Source organism: Phenylobacterium sp. (assembly GCF_041916435.1).
Taxonomy (GTDB): Bacteria; Pseudomonadota; Alphaproteobacteria; order Caulobacterales; family Caulobacteraceae; genus Phenylobacterium.
In genome coordinates this window covers 457,684-478,634 of sequence record NZ_JAYRZM010000002.1, presented here as the reverse complement: position 1 = coordinate 478,634, position 20,951 = coordinate 457,684, and the positions used below count along the sequence as shown (strand labels likewise).

Below are 20,951 nucleotides of genomic sequence, written 5' to 3'. Positions count from 1 at the left end.
GAGCCCCCATGGAAGCCATTGTCCGCGCCAGATCCTTGTCCGGCTTCGCCCCCTGCGTGCTGGCGAACGGCGGTGATCCGGCCGCGATCCTGCGCCGCGCGGGCCTGTCCCAGTCGGCGCTGAAGGACGAGGAGAACTGGATTTCCCTGCGCAGGAGCCTGCGCGCCTACGAGTTGGCCGCCCAGGCGCTGAACGACCCGGGCTTCGGCGTCAAGCTCGCCCAGTTCCAGGGCGCCGCGATCATCGGCCCGCCGCTGCTGATCGCCCGGCACAGCGAAAGCCTGCTGGCCGCCCTGGACAACCTGGCGCGCTACTCGGCGATCCAGAACACCGGCTACCGCTCATCGCTGACGATCAGCGGCGACGTGGTCCAGCGGGCGATCCACCTGGAGCCGTCCCTGCGTCACCAGGCCGACCAGTGGATGGAGGAGTCGCTGCTCTTCGGCATCCGGCTGATCTCCGAGATCCTCGGCGAGCGGCTGGAGGTCCTGCGGGTGCGCCTGCGCCACCGCGCCCTGCGATCCGTAGAGCAATATGAGCAGGACTACGGCGCGCCCGTGGCCTTCGAGCAGCCGTTCGACGGCATCGAGTTCCATCGCCACTACCTCGATCTGCCGGTGCCCAACCGCGACGCCATGATCCACCGGTTCATGATCGAGTACCTGGAAAAGCGGGTGCCGCAGGGCGCCGACGACATCATCGTCGCCACGCGCGTGTTGCTGGAGACGCTGCTGCCCGCCGCCCACGGCCGGCTGGAGGTGGTGGCCGAGCAGCTCGGCCTGGAGCCGCGCACCTACCAGCGCCGGCTCCAGAAGCTCGGCTACAGCTTCTCGACGCTGCTCGACAGCCAACGGCGGCTGATGGCCGAACGGCTGCTGCAGGAAGGCCGGCTGCCCCTGACCAACATCGCCTACGAACTCGGCTACGCCGAACACAGCGCCTTCATCCACGCCTTCACCCGATGGCACGGCATGGCCCCGAGCCGCTGGGCCCGCAACGTCCGCACCTGATCTGCGACAAATGGCGCGGGCGGCGGCGCACGAGTGCCGCCTAATAGCAATTACCTGTCGTGAAAGATCAATTTTCCGAACAACCTTTCCGCTAGTCGTCGATGGCTCGCCGCCGCAGCCACGGTTGGCCGGCGCTCGGACATCGATCGCCCCAGGCCCGTTCCGGAGCCGCGGCGCAAGGAAGGTTGAAGACGACATGAAAGCGCAAACCGGGGGCCGCAAAGGCCTGTGGCCACAACACGCACGCTCCGGTTCCTGGCTGACTGACGAGAAGGGCGGCGACTTCATCGCCTGGCATTGCGCCGGCGGCACCTTCAACCTGGGGTTCTGCGCGCCCGAAATCCGCGACGAGATGGTCGAGATCATCCGCAGCGCCGACGCCGGCCTCTGGTCCCTGCCCTCGGAGCGCCGCGACGCCGGCGAAGCGGGCTTCAAGGCGCTGCTGCCCAGCCAGTTCGAGCGGGTGTACTTCACGCCGAGCGCGTCGGAGGCCTTCGAGGTGGCCTGCAAGCTCGCCAAGCGCTTCACGCGCCGCCCGAACCTGGTGTCGGTGAGCGGCGGCTACTACGGCCACATCGGCTTCTCCCTGGCCATGGACGACCCGTCCTTCACGCCGGAGCTCTACGCCCCCCTCGCCGGCCCCGTCGCCAAGGCCCGCTACGGTTCGGTCGCCGGCATGGAGGCGCTGGTCGACGAACACACCGCCGCCGTCTGCATCGAGCCGGTGCAGGTGCCGGCGGGCGTGTTCGAGGCGCCCGACGGCTATCTCCAGGAGGTGCGCCGCATCTGCGACGAGCGCGGCGCGCTGCTGATCTACGACGAGGTCCAGGGCGGCCTGCTGCGCACCGGGGATATCTGGGCCTTTGAGCGCCATGGCGCCGCGCCCGACATCCTGGTGAGCGGCAAGGGCATGTCCGGCGGCTACTATCCCGTCGGCGCGGTGAGTTGCAGCGCCGAGCTGTTCTCCACCTTCTTCCAGATGCCGCCGGTGCATATCTCCAGCTTCAGCGGCGGCGAGATCGGCGCGGCGATCTCCGGCGTCGTGGCGCGCCGCTACGCCGATCCGGCCCTCGCCGCCCACGTGACCAGCGTCGGCGCGCGCCTGAAGTCCGGGCTCGAAGCGGTCATGGCCGACCATCCCGAGATTTTCGGCGTGATCCGCGGCCGCGGCCTGCTCTACGGGATCGACCTGCGCACCCAGGAGCAGACGACCAAGCTGTCGCAGGCCTGCTGGCGCCAGGGCCTCTACGTGCGCGGCACCAGCATGAGCCCGACGCTCACGGTGCAGCCGCCGCTCGTCATCACCGCCGAGGAGGTGGACGAGAGCCTCGTCCGCTTCGCCCGCGCCGCCGCGGAGGTCGCCGCCGGCTAGGGCGCCGGCTGCCCGTTCAGACCGACCGCGCGCAGCGGAAGCCGATATGGCTCGTCGAGGAATCGATGTGCTGGGCGTGGCGCGCGGCCGGGCGGTATCTGCGGCAGTAGTTCGGCGCGCACAGGTGCGAACCGCCCTTCAGCACGCGGCGCGGCAGGGCGATGTGCGGCTGGCGCGGATCGCGGCTGCCGGCCTCGGTCCCGCCCCGCGGGTTGCGCACGGCGCAGCACGGGCGTTCGCCGGGGCTGTGCTGCTCGGCCCAGAAGTCGCTGGTCCACTCCCAGACGTTGCCGATCATGTCGACCAGGCCGTGGCCGTTCGGCGGGAAGGCGCCCACCGGCGAGGTGCGCTTGAAGCCGTCCTGCGCCAGGTTCTGGCTCGGGAACAGGCCCTGCCAGGTGTTCGCCATCCACTTGCCGCCCGGCGTCAGTTCGTCGCCCCAGGCGTAGTCGGCGCCGTCCAGCCCGCCGCGGGCGGCGAACTCCCACTCGGCCTCCGTCGGCAGGCGCTTGCCCGCCCAGGCGGCGTAGGCTTCGGCGTCCTCATGGGCGACGTGGACGACCGGATGCGTCTCCAGCCCCTTCAGCGTCGAGCGCGGTCCCAGCGGCCGCCGCCAGCTCGCGCCGGGCACGAAGCTCCACCACTGGCTCCAGTCGTCCAGCCGCACCGGCCGCGGCGGCGGCGTGAACACCAGCGAGGAGGGTTGCAGCAGGTGCGCCGGCGCGCCGGGATAGTCCGCCGGGTTCGGCGCCTTCTCGGCGAGCGTCACATAGCCGGTGGCCTCGACGAAGGCGGTGAACGCCTGGTTGGTGACCGGCGTCCGGTCGATCTCGAAGGCGTCCACCCAGACCCGGTGCGGCGGGCCCTCCTCCGGATAGAACCGGTCCGATCCCATCAGGAACTCGCCCGCCTCGATGCGCGCCATGTCCGTCTCGGGCGCGACGGGCGGGTTGGGTTCGCGAAGGCTGCTCATCGACGTCAATCCTGATCCGCCCGCGGGAAGCCGGCGGCCCGGACGCGACTGTGCGGCGCGCCGCCGCGCCGGGCTTGCCAATACATGACAATCGACGCCCGCCTTCGCCAACACCTTCGTCACCGGCTGGAGCATCGCCGCTCGCCGCAGGGGTGGACGGCGATGCGGCTCACGCTGCCAGCCTGATCCCTAAGGGATCGCCCGCGATCACCAGTCCTGGCGCAGTCTCAGGCCGACGATCCGGGGCTCGCCGCGGATCGCGGTCGGCAGGCCGAACGACTTGCCGGTGTTGCCCAGGTCGAGCAGGTAGTCCTTGTCGAACAGGTTGTTGGCGTAGATCTCCGCGCTCCAGCCCCGCGACACGCTTCCCAGCGACAGGCCCACATTGGTCAGGGCGTAGCCCTTCTGGCTCTCGTAGGGCTTGTTGTCGGCGTTGAAGAAGGTCTTGGACTGGTAGAACTCGGTCACCCGCGCGGCCAGGCGCAGGTCCTGGCCGACGTCCCGTTCGTAGCTCAGGGCGATCGAGGCCTTGTGCTTGGGCGCCAGGCGGAAGACGTTGCCCGACAGGTCCGCGCCGCTGGAGTCGATGTATTCGTCGAACTTCGCGTCGGTGTAGGCGTAGCTCGAGATCAGCCGCAGATTGTCGGTGATCGCGCCGCGCAGGCCCAGCTCGAAGCCCTTGCCGCTGGCCTTGCCGGCGTTGACCAGCTTGCCCGGAAGCTGGCTGAGATCCAGCGTCTGGAAGTCGGTGTAGTCGTAGGAGAAGGCCGAGCCCTCGGCCAGGAAGGCGCCGACGTTGGCTTTGAAGCCGGCCTCGACGTTGACCACCTTCTCGGGCCGCACGACGCTCCAGATCGCGTCCGGCGCTCCGGTCGAGCGGTTGAACGAGGCGTCCACCAGCCCCGAGCGCACGCCCTTGGCGACGCCGATGAAGACGTTGACCTTCGGCGTCAGCTTGTAGCTCACCGCCAGGCGCGGCGTCAGGTTGTTGAAGGTCGAGCCGTGGCTGTAGACGTTGCCCTGGCTGTCGCCGAACAGGCCGTACGGCAGGGCCAGCGGCCTGCGGCCGTCCAGGGTGTACTCGTCGGCGCTGGCGGCGGTGTCGGCCTTGTCGTGGGTGTAGCGCAGCCCCGCCTCAAGCGTGATCCGTTCCAGGAAGGTCTTGGAGACGTTGAGGTAGGCCGAGACGCTGGTGCGGGTGTTGATCCGGTAGAGGCTGGACATGTTCATCGCCGACACCGGCAGGCCGTAGAGGCTGGTGTTGGCGTAGATCGCCTTGGTCGGCGCGGTGATCGAGGGGAAGCTGCCCACCAGGTACTGCTCGTTCAGCCCCAGCTCGATCCGGTCCTCCACCTTCTCGCGGAACCAGCTCGCACCGCCCACCAGCGTCAGGTCCTCGGAGGGCGTCCAGGTCGCGCGCAGCTCCTCGCTGGCCTGGTGCTGCTTCGTGAACTGGTTGCCGATGATGTAGCTGTAGGCCGTGCCGTCGCCGTCCCACTTCTCGGTGGCGTCGACGTAGCGGATGTTGGCGATCGAGCGCAGCGTCAGGGTGGGCGTGGCGGCGATCGAGGTGTCCGAGGTCAGGCTGGAGACATAGCGCTCGATGCCCTGGTCCGGACGGTCCTGCGCGGCGGGGGTGAAGGGGCTCACGTCGCCGCCGGCCGGCGCCACCACGATCGACTTGAATTGCGTGGCCGGCGGGTGGTCCTCCTGGTAGCTGGCGATCAGGTCGGAGGTCACCATCTCGTTGGGCGTGAACCTCAGGCTCGCGCGGCCGTAGAACGTGTCCACCCCGTTCAGCTTGCCGCCGGGGATCGCCACGTTGTCGACGTCGCCGTCCCGCGACTTCACCCGCGCGGTCACGCGGAAGGCCAGCTTGTCCTTGATCAGGGGCGCGTTGACCATGCCGCTCAGGCTGCGCAGGTTCAGGCTGCCCGCCTCGGCCGACACCCAGCCCTCGAAGCCCTGGGTCGGCCGGCGCGTCTCGATCGACATCACCCCGATCACCGAGCCGCGGCCGAACAGCGTGCCCTGCGGGCCGCGCACCACCTCGGCCCGGGCGATGTCGATCAGCTCCGAGATCGAGCCCTGCTGGCGGCTGTTGTCCACGCCGTCGACGAAGATGGAGATCACCGGCTCGGCCACCGGGCTGGAGTCGTCCTGGGTCAGGCCGCGCAGGTTGTAGCCCGAGCGCTGGACGCTCTGTTCCTGCACCAGGAGGCCGGGCGTGTAGAGCGACAGGTCGCCGAGCCCCTGGATCTTGAACCGGTCGAGCACCTCGCCGGACAGGGACGTCACCGGCACCGGCACGTCGATCAGCTTCTGCTCGCGCTGCTGGGCGGTGACGACCAGCTCCTCGACGCTGGCGTCGGCCGCGTCGGTCGCGGCCGCCTCGCTTGCGCAGGCCTGGCCGGCGGTGAGCCCGAGCGCGAAAGCCGAGACTCCGGCGCACAGAGCTAAACGGATGTACGATGAAACGGGCGTAGGCATTGGCATCCCCTTGCTGAGCTTGCCGGGGGATTACCAAACAAATGTACAGTTCTTGTGACGCTGGAAATTCGGGCGCGTAGAAACACGAAAAACGCTTGCGATTGGAGGATGTACAAGGCCCGCCGCCACGACCGGACGGCGACGCCCTCAACAAACGTACAGGATCAGGGGCGCAGCAGCCGGTCCGCCGCGAAGCTCGCCTCGGCCGTCAGGTCGATCCCCGGCGCGTCGCCGCCGACGGCGTCGGCGGCCAGGGCCGCGGCGGTGTTCCACATGGCGTAGGCGGCGGCCATCTGGCGCGTCGGCCCCCCGCCCTCCAGGGATTTCATCGCCAGGAAGGTGATCGTGCCGCGCTGGCGGCGCATCCCCAGGCCCAGGCCGTCGTAGGCCTGCGCCCGCGCGGCCGCCTGGGAGATCTCGACCATGCCCCGGCTGCGCACCCGCTCGGCGCCGGAGCGCCAGGCCGCCGAGCGCACATAGTCGGCCACCTCCCGGCGGGTGCGGAAGCCGCTGCCCCCCTCCCCCGATTCCAGCCGCCGGTTGGCCTTCTGGAACACCCGCAGGGCGGCGGCGTAGGCCAGGGCGTGGACCGAATCGAAATGGTAGGTGGTCAGCGCCAGCGACACGCCCGCGCGCTCGGCCACGGCGCGGTTGGTCACCGCCGACAGGCCGTCCTCCTCGATGATGGCGGCGGCCGCGTCGATGATCTTGGCCCGGCTCTCCTCGCCGCGCGCCTGGCGGCCGTCGAGGTCGGGCAGGTTGAGCAGCGGACCGGGGTCGACATAGAAGCTGGCCGCCAGCCGGGCGATCTCGGCCGTGCGCTCGGGCGGCGGGGCGCGGCCCAGCAGGCGGTCGGCCGCCTCGGCCAGCCCCAGCCGCGCGTTCATCCGGTAGACCTGCGAGGGAAAGGCGCTGAGCGCGAAGGTCATCTCGGTCAGCAGATAGAAGTCCAGCGCCCGCAGCGCCCCGGCCGGCGCCTCGGCGATCTCGGCCAGGCGCTCGAAGGCCGAGCGCCGCGCCGCCAGCCAGCCGCGGCAGATCTCGGCGTAGCGCGGCGCCGACGAAGCCAGCAGCAACAGCTCGATGAGCACCAGCGCCTCGCCGCGGCGCGCCGCCGCCGCGTCCTCGATCAACGTCCAGAGGAAGTCGGCCAGAAGCGCCGGCGTGAGCGGCAGCTCGGCCGCCGCGCGCGTGACCCCGTCCAGGTAGAGGGCGTCGGCCGCCGCCGCCTCGGCGAAGCACTCGGCGACCAGCCCTTCCTTGTTCTCGAACATCGCCACCACGGTGGCCGCGTTGATGTCGCAGTCGGCGCCGACGTCGCGCAGGGTCGCGCCGCGCACGCCCTTCTCGGCGATCCGCGCCAGGGTGGCGGCGACCAAGCGCTCGCGAAGCCCCGCCTCAACCCGGTTCTGTGCCCGGTTCTGCACCTTGCCGATCGCGCGTCCCATCCACGCTATGTAGCCGATTCCGGAAGCGACTAGGCGCCGCGGCCATCCCGGTCGGCGTCGCGGAAGGTCGCCATCAGCACAAGTCCGAGGGCGGCGGCCACGATCGAGGGCAGGCAGTAGATCCATCGCACGACGCCGAGCGCCGCCGCCGGGGTCGCGCCGCCGCGCGGATCGAACCCGACCGAGCTCAAAACGCCCAGCGCCGCGCCCACGCCAAGGGCGGCGGCCAGCTTCATCGAGACGTTGAACAGGGCGTAGTAGCTGCTCGACTGCCGCTCGCCCGAGCGCGCGGCCTCGGCCTCCGACACGTCGGCGACCATCGCGCGCAGCAGCATGTAGTCCGCGCCCCAGGCCAGGGCGCGCGCCACCAGGAAGCCGATCAACAGGTCGGCGCGGCCGGCCGGCAGCAGAAGCGGGATCGGCGCGGTGACCAGTTGCCACAGAAGCACCGCGCTCATCGTGCGCCGCTTGCCCATCCGGCGCGAGATCATCACCCAGACCGGCACGGTGACGAGCGCCACCAGCGACTGGATCAGCAGAAGCCCGCCGGCGCTGCGGTCCAGCCCGAGCACGCGCTCGGCGAAGAAGACGAACACCGCCGAGCTGGCGGCCTCCGAAACGCCCAGCAGCGAATAGAGCGCCAGGATCCGCAGCAGCGCGGGATTGCGCAGTTGCCGGCCGAGGCTGCGCAACGGCGAGGCGGCCGCCCGCTTCGGCGCGGGCGCCAGCTCGTCGACCTCTGGAATGCGGGCGAGCGTCAGCCCCACGGTCAGCGCCGTCAACACGATCAGCACCAGCCCCATCGCGCCGATCCGCGCGGCCTGGTCGCCGACGCCCATCCGCTCCATCACCGCCGGCGCCAGCACGATCAGCGGCGCGCCCAGCGCCCCGAACCAGACCTTGGCGCCCATGACGCGCGTGCGCTCGTGAGGATCGCTGGAGATCTCCAGCCCCCAGCCGCCGTGCGGCACGATCACCAGCGAATAGCCCAGATGCAGCACCACGCACGCCGCCGCCAGCGCGGCGACCGGCGCGCCCGGCTGGGCGAAGAACACCATCCAGGCGCCCAGCATGATCAGCGGCGCGCCCAGCGCCATCCAGAACCGCCGGCGGCCGAACGGGACGCGGACCGTGTCGCTCAGCCAGCCGACGGCCGGGTCGGACACCACGTCGAACAGCCGGATCCACGTCAGCAGCGCCGCCACCGCGCCGAGCTGCAGCCCGAGCTGGGCCGAGAAGAATGAGGGCAGGAACACGCGCCAGGGCGTCTCCAGCGCCACCGCGATCAGCACCGGCGAGGAAAACACCGCCAGGTCCGCGAGACCGAGGCGTCGCGACGCCTTGGCGGGCGCGACGAATTCAACATCCGTACAGATTTCTTGTCCCTGCATATCCGAATGAATGTCCGCGTTTCACGACAATATCGTGAACGTCTTGAACAAATGTACAGGATGGGGCAGGAAGCCGGCGACACGCACCGTGCAGCGGAGGACTCCATGCTGATCGCCCAGATTACCGACACCCACGTGGTGGCCGCCGGAACCCGCGCCTACCAGGATCAGGTCGACACCAACGGCCGCTGCGCCCTGGCGATCGAGCGGCTGAACGCCCTGGACCCGCGCCCCGACTTCGTCGTCGTCACCGGCGACCTGACCGACCACGGCACGCCCGCCGAATACGAAGAGCTCAAGCGCCAGTTCGCCGCCCTGGAGATCCCGTTCTTCCTGGTGATCGGCAACCACGACGACCGCGCGACGATGCTCGCCGAGCTGGACTATCCGCACCTGGCCCACGCCCGGCCGTTCGTCCAGTACACCGTCGACCAGTTCCCCGTGCGGCTCATCGTGCTCGATTCCACCAGTGACGAGCACCACCGCGGCGAGTTCTGCGAGAAGCGCCTGGCCTGGTTCGAGGAGCGCCTGGCCGAGCACGTCGACAAGCCGACGATCGTCGCCCTGCACCACCCGCCGTTCGACACCGGCATCGTCACCATGGACGCCCACGGCGCCGGCTGGGCGGAGGGCATCGTCCGCGCCGTCGCCGGCCGGCCCAATGTGCAGCGGATTCTCTGCGGCCACGTCCACCGCTCGATCCAGACGCTGGTGGGCGATCGCATGGCCAGCATCTGCCCCTCCACCGCCCACCAGGTGAACCTGGACCTGGCCGTGGGCGCGCCCAGCTTCGAGCGCCTGGGCGAAGGCTTCTTCGAGATGGAGCCGCCGGCCTTCCAGCTTCACCGCTGGCACGACGGCAAGATGGTCAGCCATACGGCCTTCGTCGATCGCTTCCCGTTCGTCGCCCCGATCTCGCGGGAGATGATGGAGGCCCTGGCCGCGCGCGGCGGCGCCCTCGACATGAAGAAGAAAGACTTGGTGTTTTGAGTCGCATGGGTTTCGCGCGCCTTCTGGCGCGCGCGCGAGCGGCGGAGGCGGTGCTGGCCGACTGGGACGGCTGCCTCGCGCTCGGCGACCGTCTGCAGCCCGGGGCGCTTGAGCTTGTCCAGGCCTCCCGGGCGTTCGCGATCGTCTCCAACAATTCGAGCATGACGACGGCGCTGTTCCGGCGAAAGGCCGCCGAGCAGGGCCTGGTCCTGCCGGCCGGCCGCATCCACCTGGCGGGCGAGGCGCTGGTGCGCGAGGCCGCGCGCCGGCTGCCCGGCGGCCGCGTCTGGATGCTCGCCGCCCCGGTGATGCGCGAGGCGGCCGAGGCGGCCGGCCTCGTCCTCGATCCCGAGCGGCCCGAGGCGGTGCTGGTGCTGCGCGACGAGCGGTTCGACTACGCCAGGCTCGAACATGCGGCGCGCCTGGTCGCCGCGGGCGCGCGGTTCTGGGTGTCGAATCTCGACGGCGGCCACCCCGGCCTCGGCGGCGTGACGCCGGAGACCGGCGCCCTGGCCGCCGCGATCCAGGCCGCCAGCGGCAAGGCGCCGGACCTCGTCGCCGGCAAGCCCTACCCCGCCATCTTCCGCCAGGCGCTGGCCTCCGTCGGCTGCGAGCCGGGCCGCGCGCTGATGATCGGCGACAATCCGCGCACCGACATCGCCGGGGCCCGGCGGGTGGGCGTGCCGGCCGTACGCGTCGACCTCGACCTGTGGCCCGCCCCACCGGCCGAGGCGGCCCCCTCCGAGCCCCTGGAGACGCGCGCGCGATGACCCGTCGCCCTCCGGGGCGATCCGCGCGCCGCGGCCGTGGCGCGCTTGCCAGCGGCGAGCTGGGCTTGGTAAGGCGCCGGGCCCTTGAGGAGCCGTCCATGAAAGTCGCCATCGCTTCCGACCACGCCGGCTTCGACTACAAGCAGCGCCTCGCGTGCCTGCTGCGCGAGCGCGGCCATGAGGTGGTGGACTTCGGGACCTCCAGCGCCGAGCCGGTCGACTACCCCGACTTCATCGGCCCGGCCGCCGCCGCGGTGGCGCGCGGCGAGTGCGAGCGCGGCGTCGTCCTGGGCGGCTCGGGCAACGGCGAGGCCATGGCCGCCAACCGCCGGCGCGGCGTCCGCTGCGCCCTGTGCTGGAGCGAGGAGACCGCACGCCTCGCCCGCCTGCACAACGACGCCAACATGATCTCCATCGGCCAGCGCATGGTCAGCGAGGACCTCGCCGTGCGCATCGTCGAGACCTGGCTGGACACCGCCTTCGAGGGCGGCCGGCACGTCGCCCGCATCCGCAAGCTCGACGCCTGACGGCCCGCGCGCGGCGTCTGGCCCCGGGGGGCGGACATCGAAATTCGACGCCCGGCCTTCTGATGGCCGCGACGGCGGGATTTTGTGCTTATCATCGGCGAACGGAACTAGTGTCGCGCCGCGCGCGCCCGATCGACGGGGGCGCGTTCGGAGGACCGGCACGATCAAGGCTGGCCCCGACCAGCCGTTGCGGGAGGAATTCGTGAAGGGCCCAGCCATCTTCCTGGCTCAGTTCGCTTCGGACGAAGCGCCGTTCAACAGCTTGAAGTCGATCGCCGAATGGGCCGGCAGGCTGGGCTACAAGGGCGTGCAGATCCCCACCTGGGACCGGCGGCTGTTCGACCTGAAGCTGGCCGCCGAGAGCGACGCCTACTGCGACGAGGTGCGCGGCGTGCTGGCCAACGCCGGGGTCGAGATCTCCGAGTTGTCGACGCACAGCCAGGGCCAGTTGGTGGCGGTCCACCCGGCCTATGACGAGCTGTTCGACGGCGGCGTTCCCAAACAGGTGCGCGGCAATCCGAAGGCGCGGCAGGAATGGGCGGTCGAGCAGGTGCTGCTGGGCGCCAAGGCGTCGCGGCGGCTGGGGCTGGAGGCGCACGTGACGTTCTCCGGCTCGCTGGCCTGGCCCTATCTCTATCCCTATCCGCAGCGGCCCGCGGGCCTCGTCGAGGCGGCGTTCGACGAGCTGGCGCGGCGCTGGCGGCCGATTCTCGACGCGTTCGACGAGGCCGGGGTCGACCTCTGCTACGAGGTGCATCCCAGCGAGGATCTGTTCGACGGGGCCACGGTCGAGATGTTCTGGGACCGCGTGGATCATCATCCGCGCGCCTGCCTGCTCTACGACCCGAGCCACTTCCTGCTGCAGCAGCTCGACTATCTGGAGTACATCGACCTCTACCACGACCGCATCCGCATGTTTCACGTCAAGGACGCGGAGTTCCGGCCGACGGGGCGCCAGGGCGTCTACAGCGGCTACCAGGGCTGGAAGGAACGGGCCGGCCGCTTCCGCTCGCTGGGCGACGGGCAGATCGACTTCCGCGCCATCTTCTCCAAGTTCGCGCAGTACGGCTATCGCGGCTGGGCGGTGCTCGAATGGGAGTGCGCCCTGAAGGACCCCGAGGACGGCGCGCGCGAAGGCGCCCCGTTCATCCGCGACCACATCATCCGCGTCACCGGCAGGAGCTTCGACGACTTCGTCGCGACGGGCGTGGACGCGGCGGCCAACCGCAGGATGCTCGGCATTGACCGCTGAGACGATGGGCGGCGCGCGGCTTCGGCTCGGCATGGTTGGCGGCGGCGAAGGCGCGTTCATCGGCGGCGTGCATCGCATGGCCGCGCGCCTGGACGACCGCTGGACCCTGGTCGCCGGCGCGTTCAGCTCGGACCCGGCGCGCTCGCAGGCTTTCGGCCGCTCCCTCGGACTGGCGCAGGAGCGCTGCTACGGCGACTGGCGGGCGATGGCGCAGGCCGAGGCCAAGCGCGCGGACCGGATCGACGCGGTGGCCATCGTCACCCCGAACCACATGCACCACGGGCCGGCCAAGGCGTTCCTCGAGGCCGGCGTCGCGGTGATCTGCGACAAGCCGCTGACCACCACCCTGGACGACGCCCTGGACCTCGCCGACGCGGTTCGCCGCGCCGGGCTGCCCTTCGTGCTGACGCACAACTACAGCGGCTATGCGATGGTCCGCCAGATGCGCGCCATGGTCGCCGACGGCGTGCTGGGCGCGCTTCGCGTGGTGCAGGCCGAGTACGCGCAGGACTGGCTGGCGAGCGACCAGACCGGCAACAAGCAGGCCGACTGGCGCGGCGATCCGAAGCGCGCCGGCGGCGGCGGCGCGCTGGGGGACATCGCCACCCACGCCTACCATCTGGCCGCCTATGTCACCGGCTCGGCGGCCGACGCCGTCAGCGCCGAGACCTCGCGGTTCGTGCCCGGCCGGCGCCTGGACGACGACGTGCAGATCCGGCTGCGCTGGGCCGGCGGCGCGCGCGGACAGCTCTGGGCCAGCCAGGTGGCGATCGGCTGCGCCAACGGCCTGCGGCTGCGCGTCTACGGCGAGAAGGCCGCGCTGGAATGGTCGCAGGAAGAGCCGGACCTGCTGCGCTTCGCGCGGCTGGGCGAAGCGCCCCGGACGATGCGCCGCGGCGGGCCGGGGCTCTCCCCGGCCGCCCAGGCGGCGACGCGGATTCCGGCCGGGCATCCGGAGGGCTATCTCGAAGGCTTCGCGCAGATCTACGCCGATGCGGCCGACCTGATCGGCGCGCACAAGCAAGGCCGGGCGCACGCCACCATGCTGCCGGACGTGGACGACGGCGTGGACGGCATGCGCTTCATCCAGGCCGCCCTGGACAGCGCCGCCGGGGACGGCCGCTGGGTGGCGCTGCACGAGGCGGGCCGGTGATGCGGCAGAGCTTCACCTGGTGGTCGTTCACCCTGGGCCGGGAGATCGAGCCGGCGTCGTTCCTGCGCCAGGCCGCCGCCGCCGGCGCCCAAGGCGTCGAGATGCTGCCGCAGGCCTATTGGCCCCTCGCCCGCGACGCCGGGCTGAAGATCGTCACGGAGACCGGCCACAAGCTGGAGGAAGGCTTCAACGATCCCTCGCGCCACGCAGCGCTGCAGGCCGAGATGCGCCGCAAGATCGACGCCGCGGCCGAGGGCGGCGTCGAGGCGGTGATCGTGTTCGCCGGCGACCGCTTCGGCGACGGCTCCGACGAACGCGCCATCGAGGCCTGCGTGACGGGGCTGGGGCCGGTGGTCTCGCACGCCGCCGACGCCGGCGTGCGGCTGCTGATCGAGCTGCTGAACAGCAAGGTCGACCACCCCGGCCAGCAGTGCGACCGCACCGCGTTCGGCGCGGCGGTCGTGCGGCAGGTCGGCTCCCCGGCGCTGAGGCTGCTCTACGACGGCTACCACATGCAGTTGATGGAGGGCGATCTCAGCCGGACCATCAAGGCCAACCTCGACCTGATCGGCCATGTGCACACCGCCGGCGCGCCGGGCCGGCGCGACCTGGACGACCGCCAGGAGATCAACTGGCGCGGGATCGCGGCCCTGCTGCGCCATCTCGGCTACGACCGCTGGGTCGGCCACGAGTTCATTCCGCGCGGCGAGCCGATCGCCGCGCTCAGAAACGCGATCGCGTTGTTCGACGCCGTCGAACACGCGGCTTAGGGGGCGAAGATGCGGTTCGACGCAATTGTTGTCGGCTCGGGCATGAGCGGCGGCTGGGTCGCCAAGGAGCTGTGCGAGCGCGGCCTGAAGGTGCTGATGCTGGAGCGTGGCCCGAACATCGAGCACGGGCCGGACTACAGCCACGAGCTGGCGGGCCGGCTGCGCAAGCGCGACGACCAGGTGCCGCTGGAAGAGCGCCAGCTCCACTACCCGTACTACGAGGGCGTCGCCTACGCCCTGTTCAACTCGAACAAGAAGTTCTGGGCCAGCGACCACGACTATCCCTACGAGACCGTCCCCGGAAAACCGTACCGCTGGATCCGCGGCTATCATCTCGGCGGCCGCTCGCTCACCTGGGCCCGCCAGTCCTACCGCTGGGCGCCGGACGACTTCGAATCCAACCTGAAGGACGGGCACGGCGTCGACTGGCCGATCCGTTACGAAGACCTGGAACCCTGGTACGATCACGTCGAGGCCTTCGCCGGCGTCAGCGGCGACTACGACGGCCTTCCGCAGCTGCCGGACGGCGACTTCCTGCCGCCGTTCCCCTTCAACGACGTCGAGCAGGCCGCCAAGGCGCAGATCGAGGCGGCGTTTCCGACGCGCCACCTGATCATGGGGCGCACGGCCAACTTGAGCCGCATCACCAAGGCGCAGATGGACGTCGGCCGCCAGCGCTGCGAGCAGTACGTGCGCTGCCACCACGGCTGCCCGCTCGGCAGCTACTTCTCCTCGCTCGCCGCGACCCTTCCGGCGGCCAGGGCCACCGGCAACCTGACGGTGATCACCGACGCCATCGTCGAGAGCGTGACCTACGATGCGGCCGCCGGGCGCGCCACCGGCGTGCGCGCGGTCGACCGCCTGACCAAGCAGGGCGTGACCTACGAGGCGCGGCTGGTGTTCCTGAACGCCTCGGCGATCAACACCGCCGCCCTCTTGCTGAACTCGCGGTCCGACGCCTTCCCGCGCGGCCTGGCCAACGGCAGCGACCAGGTCGGCCGCAATCTCATGGACCACGTGAGCTGCGGGCCGGTGATCGGGACCTACCCCGGCTTCGAGGACACGCCCTACCAGGCCGACCGTCCGACCGGCCTCTACATGCCGCGCTATGCGAACGTCACCGAGACCGGCAAGCCCTATCTGCGCGGCTTCGGCTTCCAGGGCGGGGCGGCGCGGCGGCGGCGGCCGGATGCGGAGCCCGACGCCTCGGGCGCGCCCAAGCGGGCCTGGGTCTTCTCCCTCACCCCGTTCGGCGAGGTGCTGCCGAACCCCGACAACCGGGTCACCCTGACAACGTCGCGCGTCGATTCCTGGGGCGTGCCGCTGCCGGTGATCGACGCGGCGCATGGCCCGAACGAACACGCGATGATGCGGGAAGCCGCGCGCGACGCGGCGGCCATGCTCTCGGCCGCCGGCTGCACCGACATCACCCCCTGGGAGGAGGCCGGCGCCAAATTGACGCCGCCGGGCGATCGCATCCACGAAATGGGCACGGCGCGCATGGGACGCGATCCGGCGACATCGGTCTTCAACGGCTGGGGCCAGGCGCACGAGGTGGCGAACCTCTTCGCCTCGGACGGCGCGGTGATGGCGTCCAGCGCCTCGATGAACCCGTCCCTCACCTACATGGCGCTCTCGGCGCGCACGGCCAACCATGCGGCCGATCTGCTCGAACAGGGAGCCCTCTGATGAAGCCCGTCGGCCTGCAGCTCTACACCCTGCGCCGTCCGTTCGGCGAAGACCCGATCGGCACGCTCGAGCGCATCAAGGCGTTGGGCTACGACTCCGTCGAGTTCGCCGCCCCGCTCGACATGGACTTCGCGCCGCTGAGCGCGCGGATGAAGGAGATCGCGCTCGACTGCCCGTCCGTGCACGTGGGCCTGGCCGACATCGCCGGCCGGCCCGATCGCGTGCTGGCCGTGGCCAGGGAGCTCGGCTGCCGCTTCGTCGTGCTGCCCTTCGTCGACCCGAAGGACGCCGACTGGCGCGCGGTGGTGGACCAGGCCCAGACCTTCGCGAGGCGCGCGGCGGACGAGGGCTTCCGCTTCGCCTATCACCACCACCACTTCGAGTTCGACGACACGCGCGGGTTCCGCCCGTTCGACATCCTGGTCGGCGAGTCCGACCCGGCGCTGCTGCACTTCGAGCTCGACGTCTATTGGCTGAAGACGGGCGGCGAGGACCCGCAGGCGATGATCGAGCGGCTGGCCGGCCGGGTGAAGCTGCTGCACCTGAAGGACATGACGGCGGACGGCGCCATGGCCGACGTCGGCTCGGGCGTGTTCGACTTCCCCGCCCTGATCGCCGCCGGCCGCGCCGCGGGCGTGGAGCACTTCTTCGTCGAGCACGACGTCCCGCCTAAGCCCTACTGGCCGAGCGTCGAAGCCAGCGTGCGCTACCTTAGCGCGCTGGACTAGCCGCCCGCGCCCGCCCGCCTCACCAGGGAACGGTCTTCGCGTACCGGTCGAGGTAGGCGAGCCCCGGCTCGCCCCGCCGCGCGACAAGCACGTCCACGACGCGGGGAATGGTCTCCTCGATACTGAACGGCGCGTTCGGACCGCCCAGCTCCGTGCGGATCCAGCCCGGCGCCATCAGCACCATGGCGCGCGGGTCGTCGGCATGGCGCGCGGCGTAGCTGCGCATGCACTGATTGAGCGCCGCCTTGGTCGCACGATAGATTTCGCCGCCGCCCGTCGTGTTGGCGCCGATGCTGCCCTGCCCCGACGACATGACGCCGATCAGGCCGTCCGCGCGCACCAGGCCCTGCAATCCCTCGACGGTCCGCATGACGCCGAGCACGTTGGTGAGCATCAGGCGCATGAACTCGTCGGTCGACACCTCCGCGATCGTCTCGGCGCGATCCTTGTTGGCGGTCCCGGCGTTGACGAACAGCATGTCGAAGCCGCCGGCCGAGAGCCGTCTTCGCAAGGCCGCGATCTGATCCGGCTCGGTGATGTCGAGCTGCTCGATCGTGACCTTGCCGGGATGGCGGTCGGCGAGATCGTGCAGCGGCGTCCTGGCGTCGCCCCGCACCGTGCCGACGACGCGCCAGCCCCTTTTTACGAACTCGGCCGCCATGGCCGCTCCGAGGCCGCGAGAGGCCCCCGCGAGCAGAACGGTGCGAGCGCGTTCGTCGGACGGAATGGTCATTTTCTGCGTCTCCAATGGCGTCGATCCGCATATGAGCGACCCCGAACACGCCCACCAGACGCACGGGTGACAAACGACGATTGCGTCGGGCGCTATGCCTCGCGCATCCCGGCCGCTACCGTTGGGTCATGAAGTCCATCGACTTGAACCTGCTGGTCGCGCTCGACGTGTTGCTGTCGGAGCGCAGCGTCACCCGCGCCGCCCGCCGGCTGGGCCTCAGCGCTTCGGCGATGAGCCGCACGCTGGCGCGGCTTCGGTCGGCGACGGGCGATCCCCTGCTGGTGCAGGCCGGCCGCTCCCTCGTCGCCACGCCTTACGCCGAGACGTTGGTCGACCACGTTCATGCGCTCGCCCGCGAGGCGCAGGCGGTCCTCTCCCCGGCGCCCGCTTCCCTCGACCTCGCCACGCTCGATCGGTGTTTCACGATCCGCGCCAACGAGGGGTTCCTGGCGCGCTTCTCCGCGAGGCTGGTGGCGGCCGTCGCCGAGGCGGCGCCCAACGTCCGCCTTCGCTTCGCGCCCAAGCCCGACAAGGACGCGGCGCCGTTGCGGGAAGGGCCGATAGACCTTGAAGTCGGCGTGATGGGCGCTTCCGCGCCGGAGGTGCGCGCCCAGCTCATCTTCCGCGACGCCTTCGTCGGCGCCGTGCGGGTCGGCCATCCCCTGCTGGACGGCCCGATTTCCGCCGAGCGCTACGCGGGCTGCCGCCACGTCGTGGCCTCGCGCAGGGGAGCCTTCTCCGGGCCGGTCGACGACGCCCTGGCCGAACTGGGGCTGAGGCGGCGCGTGGCGGCGGTCGTGCCGGGATTTCCCGATGCGTTGCGCATCGCCTCCCAAACCGACCTGGTCGCGCTCGCGCCGCGCTCCAGTTTCGACGGCGCCGATCCATTTTGCGCGAGCCTGGAAAGCTTCGAGCTTCCCGTCCGCACGCCCCAGATCGCGATCTCGGCGATGTGGCACCCGCGCATGGACGCCGATCCCGGACATCGCTGGCTGCGCGACACCGTAACGGCCGTGTGCAGGGCCTAGGCGCGGCTCTTGGCCCGGCGCGCCGCCCCGGACGCAGCGCTGGTGGGCCCGGCAGGACTCGAACTAATCGGAATTTTTCCATCGTAATCTGTTTAGAAGGCGCAGTGAAAATCCTGGAATACCAACGTCCGTACCAACACCGTGCGGAAAGTCGCGACTTCGCCGCCTTGGCCACGCTCATGAGCCAGGGTCCGACGTACTCCTCCGCCTTCTGCTGCGCGCGTAGGCCCACGCCTCAAGTTCCTCAGGGGCATAGAGCACCCTGCGCCCGAATGACTTGAAAGGCGGCCCACCGCCAGTGACGGCGAGCTTGGCCAAGGACGACGTGGAAATAGGATAGCCCAAGGTCGACTTCAGGAATCGCGCGGCCTCCACGCGGGTGAGGAGCGTTGGAATAGGTGCAGCCACGTCTGATTCAGATGGCGGCGCCTCCTCACCAGAACGATCAATTGCCCTCAGCAGTACCGCTTGGCAGGCGCGGATCGCATCGACGAGTGCGTCTCCGATCTCGACCACATCCTGCTTTGAAAGTTGCACGGGAGTCTCCTATCGACCGCGGGGCTTCGGCTGATCTGGATGCGCCGTCGTCCCAACGCCTTGCTCGACGAACTCGATCTCCTGTAACGACTTCAGCAATCACAATCCAAGCGGGAGGCGGCGTGAAAATCTCAACTATCTTGGACCATATCGACAGCGGTCACATGGCCCTGCCGGAGTTTCAACGGGGCTACGTTTGGAACCGCGATCAAGTTCGCGGGCTCTTCGACTCCCTCTATCGGCGCCACCCTGTCGGCGGTTTGCTCGTCTGGGCGACAGAAGCGAAATCCGCGGCTCATCGCGGTGACGGTCCGCTTGTCGCCGGCATCGTCAAACTGCTGCTCGACGGCCAGCAACGCATGACTTCGCTCTATGGCGTCGTTCGTGGCCGGCCTCCGGAGTTCTTCGAGGGCAACGCAGACACCTTCACCGGTCTGCGGTTCAACTTGGGAACTGAGGCGTTTCAGTTCTACCAGCCGGTCACAATGAAGGACGATCCGCTTTGGATCGACGTGTCGACGCTGATGCAGGCGGGGATGAACGGCGTTGGGCCGTTAACCCAGCAGATGTCGGCAAACCCCGCACTTCAGTCCAACCTTGGCATCTATGTCAGCCGACTGACCCAGCTGCTCGGGATCCTCGACATAGACCTTCACGTGGAGGAGATCACCGGAGTCGATAAGACCTTGGATGTCGTCGTGGACATCTTCAACAAGGTGAACAGTGGCGGCACCAAGCTCTCCAAGGGCGATCTAGCGCTAGCCAAGATCTGCGCGGAGTGGCCAGACGCTCGAGCCGAAATGCGGCGCAAGCTGACGACCTGGTCGGACGCCGGCTTCCATTTCAATCTCGACTGGCTGCTCAGGTCCGTGAACACGGTTCTGACCGGTGAGGCCAAGTTCAGCTTCCTGCACGACAAGAGCGCGGTGGATATCCAAGATGGCCTGAACCGCGCGACCAAGCACATCGATACTGCCCTGAACATGATCGCCGGGCGGCTCGGCCTCGACCACGACCAGGTGTTCTTCGGTCGTTTCGCAGTGCCCGTCATGGTCCGTTTCCTCGATCAGAAGCAGGGGAACTTGAGCGCGCCAGAACGAGACCGGCTGCTCTTCTGGTTCGTCCAGGCGGGAATGTGGGGCCGCTTTTCTGGATCGACAGAAACCTTCATCGACCAGGATCTTGAGGCGCTGGAAGATCCAGCGGGACCGCTGGAAGGCCTCCTAACGAAGCTTCGCCTATGGCATGGCGGCCTGAGGGTCGAGCCCGCTCACTTCACCGGCTGGAGCCTTGGCGCGCGCTTCTATCCCGTCCTCTACATGCTCACCCGGATGGGCGAGGCGCGCGACCTGGGAACAGGTCTGCCCTTGAAAGCAAGCTTGCTTGGGAAGATGAGCCGGCTCGAAGTCCACCACATTTTCCCGAAGGCACAGCTCTACAAACTCAACTACGCGCGATCGGAGGTGAATGCGGTCGCCAACTTCTGCTTCCTGACCAAGGATACGAACCTCGAAATCCGGGATCGCCGCCCCGAGGAGTACTTCGAAGAGGTGGAGGCGAAGCACCCTGGCGCCTTGGCCTCTCAGTGGATCCCTACGGACAAGGCTTTGTGGAGGCTCGATCGCTATCTCGACTTCCTGGAAGCGCGAAAGGAACTGCTGGCGACCGAGGCGAACAGTCGCTTCGCCGACCTGCTCCACGGCGACGACAAGTGGATCTCCGCCCCTGGCTCGGCGGCAACTGGCCTCGCGGCGCCGACGATTGGCGGCGTGACGAGCGAAACGGAGGAGGTCGAGCTCGAGGCCGTCAACGCCTGGGTCGAAAGCCAAGGACTGGCCCGCGGCCAGATGGGCTATGACTACTCAGATCCGATCACCGGCGTGCAGCGGGCAGTTTTCGACTTGGCTTGGCCGGACGGCCTTCAGGCGGGCCTTGGGGCGCCTGTCGCCTTGCTGCTGGACGAGCCGCCGGACGTCTTGGCGCTCGCAAGCGCCGCCGGCTTCCGCTGCTTCACGTCGACAGCCGCACTGAAGACCTATGCTGAGACCGAGGTCCTGCGCCTCGAGCCTGTGTCCAGCTAGAAGGCACGA

18 protein-coding genes are annotated in these 20,951 nt (G+C 69.7%); 12 read left to right on the top strand and 6 right to left on the bottom strand.

Annotated elements, in window-relative coordinates; genetic code table 11:
* Nucleotides 1-8 precede the first annotated feature (8 nt).
* On the top strand, nt 9-1,010 hold the full coding sequence (locus tag ACE3TA_RS07165) for an AraC family transcriptional regulator (protein WP_374571992.1): 1,002 nt from the start codon (nt 9-11) through the stop codon (nt 1,008-1,010).
* A gap of 196 nt (nt 1,011-1,206) precedes the next feature.
* Nucleotides 1,207-2,382 carry an aminotransferase class III-fold pyridoxal phosphate-dependent enzyme gene (locus ACE3TA_RS07160; RefSeq protein WP_374571990.1) on the top strand — a complete coding sequence of 392 codons (1,176 nt, stop codon included), beginning with the start codon at nt 1,207-1,209 and terminating at the stop codon, nt 2,380-2,382.
* Between the two features lie 16 nt (nt 2,383-2,398).
* On the opposite strand, the gene ACE3TA_RS07155 is transcribed toward ACE3TA_RS07160, so the two are convergent.
* The 4 genes from ACE3TA_RS07155 to ACE3TA_RS07140 form a co-directional block, all read right to left on the bottom strand.
* On the bottom strand, nt 2,399-3,355 hold the full coding sequence (locus tag ACE3TA_RS07155) for a formylglycine-generating enzyme family protein (protein WP_374571988.1): 957 nt from the start codon (nt 3,353-3,355) through the stop codon (nt 2,399-2,401).
* Nucleotides 3,356-3,562: 207 nt separating this feature from the next.
* Nucleotides 3,563-5,845 (bottom strand): TonB-dependent receptor, encoded by a 2,283-nt coding sequence (locus tag ACE3TA_RS07150; protein WP_374571986.1) that lies wholly within the window; start codon nt 5,843-5,845, stop codon nt 3,563-3,565.
* A gap of 164 nt (nt 5,846-6,009) precedes the next feature.
* Nucleotides 6,010-7,293, bottom strand: a complete 1,284-nt coding sequence (locus tag ACE3TA_RS07145; RefSeq protein WP_374571984.1) for a TetR family transcriptional regulator — start codon at nt 7,291-7,293, stop codon at nt 6,010-6,012.
* A gap of 29 nt (nt 7,294-7,322) precedes the next feature.
* On the bottom strand, nt 7,323-8,600 hold the full coding sequence (locus tag ACE3TA_RS07140; protein WP_374571982.1) for an MFS transporter: 1,278 nt from the start codon (nt 8,598-8,600) through the stop codon (nt 7,323-7,325).
* A 189-nt stretch (nt 8,601-8,789) separates the two neighbouring features.
* Between ACE3TA_RS07140 and ACE3TA_RS07135 the strand changes: the two genes are divergently transcribed.
* From ACE3TA_RS07135 to ACE3TA_RS07100, 8 genes are all read left to right on the top strand, one after another.
* Entirely contained in the window at nt 8,790-9,674 is an 885-nt protein-coding gene (locus tag ACE3TA_RS07135; protein WP_374571980.1) for a phosphodiesterase, read from the top strand.
* Between the two features lie 5 nt (nt 9,675-9,679).
* On the top strand, nt 9,680-10,444 hold the full coding sequence (locus ACE3TA_RS07130) for an HAD-IIA family hydrolase (RefSeq protein ID WP_374571978.1): 765 nt from the start codon (nt 9,680-9,682) through the stop codon (nt 10,442-10,444).
* 98 nt (nt 10,445-10,542) lie between these two features.
* The gene (gene rpiB, locus ACE3TA_RS07125) at nt 10,543-10,971 is read left to right on the top strand and encodes a ribose 5-phosphate isomerase B (protein WP_374571976.1); all 429 of its coding nucleotides are present in this window, start codon (nt 10,543-10,545) and stop codon (nt 10,969-10,971) included.
* A gap of 202 nt (nt 10,972-11,173) precedes the next feature.
* Nucleotides 11,174-12,223, top strand: coding sequence for a sugar phosphate isomerase/epimerase family protein (locus ACE3TA_RS07120; protein ID WP_374571974.1), 1,050 nt, complete (start codon nt 11,174-11,176; stop codon nt 12,221-12,223).
* Nucleotides 12,213-13,376 (top strand): Gfo/Idh/MocA family protein, encoded by a 1,164-nt coding sequence (locus ACE3TA_RS07115; RefSeq protein WP_374571972.1) that lies wholly within the window; start codon nt 12,213-12,215, stop codon nt 13,374-13,376. The genes ACE3TA_RS07120 and ACE3TA_RS07115 overlap by 11 nt, the downstream gene beginning before the upstream one ends.
* Nucleotides 13,376-14,146, top strand: coding sequence for a TIM barrel protein (locus ACE3TA_RS07110; protein WP_374571970.1), 771 nt, complete (start codon nt 13,376-13,378; stop codon nt 14,144-14,146). The genes ACE3TA_RS07115 and ACE3TA_RS07110 overlap by 1 nt, the downstream gene beginning before the upstream one ends.
* 9 nt (nt 14,147-14,155) lie before the next feature.
* Nucleotides 14,156-15,835, top strand: coding sequence for a GMC family oxidoreductase (locus ACE3TA_RS07105; protein WP_374571968.1), 1,680 nt, complete (start codon nt 14,156-14,158; stop codon nt 15,833-15,835).
* On the top strand, nt 15,835-16,563 hold the full coding sequence (locus tag ACE3TA_RS07100) for a sugar phosphate isomerase/epimerase family protein (protein WP_374571966.1): 729 nt from the start codon (nt 15,835-15,837) through the stop codon (nt 16,561-16,563). The genes ACE3TA_RS07105 and ACE3TA_RS07100 overlap by 1 nt, the downstream gene beginning before the upstream one ends.
* A 19-nt stretch (nt 16,564-16,582) precedes the next feature.
* Here ACE3TA_RS07100 and ACE3TA_RS07095 read toward each other — a convergent pair whose 3' ends face one another.
* A complete protein-coding gene (locus ACE3TA_RS07095; protein WP_374571964.1) occupies nt 16,583-17,296 on the bottom strand; it encodes an SDR family oxidoreductase in 714 nt (237 codons plus the stop codon).
* Nucleotides 17,297-17,424: 128 nt separating this feature from the next.
* Here ACE3TA_RS07095 and ACE3TA_RS07090 point away from each other — a divergent pair, with 128 nt between their 5' ends.
* Nucleotides 17,425-18,324 (top strand): LysR family transcriptional regulator, encoded by a 900-nt coding sequence (locus ACE3TA_RS07090; RefSeq protein WP_374571962.1) that lies wholly within the window; start codon nt 17,425-17,427, stop codon nt 18,322-18,324.
* 177 nt (nt 18,325-18,501) lie between these two features.
* Here ACE3TA_RS07090 and ACE3TA_RS07085 read toward each other — a convergent pair whose 3' ends face one another.
* Nucleotides 18,502-18,861, bottom strand: coding sequence for a helix-turn-helix domain-containing protein (locus ACE3TA_RS07085; RefSeq protein ID WP_374571960.1), 360 nt, complete (start codon nt 18,859-18,861; stop codon nt 18,502-18,504).
* Between the two features lie 140 nt (nt 18,862-19,001).
* Between ACE3TA_RS07085 and ACE3TA_RS07080 the strand changes: the two genes are divergently transcribed.
* On the top strand, nt 19,002-20,942 hold the full coding sequence (locus ACE3TA_RS07080; protein WP_374571958.1) for a DUF262 domain-containing protein: 1,941 nt from the start codon (nt 19,002-19,004) through the stop codon (nt 20,940-20,942).
* The last annotated feature ends 9 nt before the right edge of the window (nt 20,943-20,951 follow it).

Bases quoted from the DNA above. Each gene is read 5' to 3' on its own strand.
- ACE3TA_RS07100 (WP_374571966.1), top strand. From the start codon at position 15,835: ATGAAGCCCGTCGGCCTGCAGCTCTACACCCTGCGCCGTCCGTTCGGC.
- ACE3TA_RS07165 (WP_374571992.1), top strand. From the start codon at position 9: ATGGAAGCCATTGTCCGCGCCAGATCCTTGTCCGGCTTCGCCCCCTGC.
- ACE3TA_RS07160 (WP_374571990.1), top strand. From the start codon at position 1,207: ATGAAAGCGCAAACCGGGGGCCGCAAAGGCCTGTGGCCACAACACGCA.
- ACE3TA_RS07130 (WP_374571978.1), top strand. From the start codon at position 9,680: ATGGGTTTCGCGCGCCTTCTGGCGCGCGCGCGAGCGGCGGAGGCGGTG.
- ACE3TA_RS07135 (WP_374571980.1), top strand. From the start codon at position 8,790: ATGCTGATCGCCCAGATTACCGACACCCACGTGGTGGCCGCCGGAACC.
- ACE3TA_RS07145 (WP_374571984.1), bottom strand. From the start codon at position 7,293: ATGGGACGCGCGATCGGCAAGGTGCAGAACCGGGCACAGAACCGGGTT.
- ACE3TA_RS07105 (WP_374571968.1), top strand. From the start codon at position 14,156: ATGCGGTTCGACGCAATTGTTGTCGGCTCGGGCATGAGCGGCGGCTGG.
- ACE3TA_RS07155 (WP_374571988.1), bottom strand. From the start codon at position 3,355: ATGAGCAGCCTTCGCGAACCCAACCCGCCCGTCGCGCCCGAGACGGAC.
- ACE3TA_RS07110 (WP_374571970.1), top strand. From the start codon at position 13,376: ATGCGGCAGAGCTTCACCTGGTGGTCGTTCACCCTGGGCCGGGAGATC.
- ACE3TA_RS07095 (WP_374571964.1), bottom strand. From the start codon at position 17,296: ATGACCATTCCGTCCGACGAACGCGCTCGCACCGTTCTGCTCGCGGGG.
- ACE3TA_RS07150 (WP_374571986.1), bottom strand. From the start codon at position 5,845: ATGCCTACGCCCGTTTCATCGTACATCCGTTTAGCTCTGTGCGCCGGA.
- rpiB (WP_374571976.1), top strand. From the start codon at position 10,543: ATGAAAGTCGCCATCGCTTCCGACCACGCCGGCTTCGACTACAAGCAG.
- ACE3TA_RS07090 (WP_374571962.1), top strand. From the start codon at position 17,425: ATGAAGTCCATCGACTTGAACCTGCTGGTCGCGCTCGACGTGTTGCTG.